Here is a 1,194-nt window from a genome sequence, read left to right as displayed (position 1 = left end):
GAGTCATCATCCCACCAGGAATTTATCAAACAAGAGGAATCAAACTCCCTTCGTATACAGAGTTGATTGGCAGCGGGTCAGGAACGACTACTTTAGTGTTACATGATTCTGCACCAAAAAGAGAGCAATTGATCACCAATTTAAGTTATTTGAAAGGCAACCATTTTCTGCGGATAGAAGGTTTGTGTTTAGATTGGAATATCCAACGGTTTTCTGAAGCTGAAAGAAGTGCCTCAGGCGGAACAAGTTCAAGTGGGCTTACACTAGCCCATGTCCAGTATGCTCTTGTCCGGGATATCATCGTTAAAAATCCAGGTCTTCATGGTGTTGACGTTACTTCAGCTTTTTATAATTATTTTGGTGATGGCAAACGTGCACGTTTGGGCAGTCGCTACATTTGGGTCGATCAAGTAGAAGCTTCTGGTTTTGGCGATGATGGTATTACAACACACCATAGTGATAACATTCTGATTTCAAACAGCTTTTTACATCATCCATCCGGTCGTGCACATAAAAAAGGCCAATCAAATTCAAATGGTATCGAGGTGGATGATGGATCTCAGCATGTTACATTGACCAATAATCTCACTGCTTATTGTTTTGGCGGAATTGAAATCAAAGCCCATGAAACAAGTTCAGCTGCTTCAGATACACAAATTATCGGGCATTATTCTTATCACGACAACCGGTCTTATAATTTTAGACACATTGGGCACCATAGTTTGACTGATGCAGCATCTCAATCAGCCTTTGGTATTCGCGGAACCTATCTAGCTGCTTATTATCCACAATATACGGCTCTTTATACAGCCTCTACACCAAGAGCTTTAGTTATCTCAGCTTATCAAAAAGTAGTAATCAATCAGTTTGTGGCGGAAGCACAATTGCCCACAGCTCCTGATACTATAGCTATCTCTGTTCAATATCGTGCAGGAGAAGTTGTTACAAAAAATGTTCAGTTAAAGAATTACAATGAAGCCGATAAAGCTATTCGAATTTCGAAAACAACAGGTGTAGTTAGAGTGACTGAATCCTAGACCGTCTGATTTAAAAAGGAACTCACTAAAATCAAACCAGTGAGTTTCTTTTTTTGTTCTTCATTTTCTAGCGCTTGTAAGAAAATTTCATCCGGACTACGAGATTGCTTGTGGAAAGCCATGGAACCTTTTTGAGCCGAAGAACGTGTCTCAAAAC

Annotated in this window: 1 protein-coding gene; it reads left to right on the top strand. The window is 39.9% G+C overall.

What is annotated here, in order from left to right:
* On the top strand, positions 1-1,037 hold a 1,037-nt coding region (locus tag RT405_RS13350), incomplete at its 5' end, for a glycosyl hydrolase family 28-related protein (protein ID WP_313470356.1).
* Positions 1,038-1,194 lie beyond the last annotated feature (157 nt).

The organism is Carnobacterium sp. (assembly GCF_032094055.1).
GTDB lineage: Bacteria > Bacillota > Bacilli > Lactobacillales > Carnobacteriaceae > Carnobacterium_A.
Note: the sequence above shows the minus strand (reverse complement) of the source record. Positions and strands in the feature narration are given on the sequence as shown.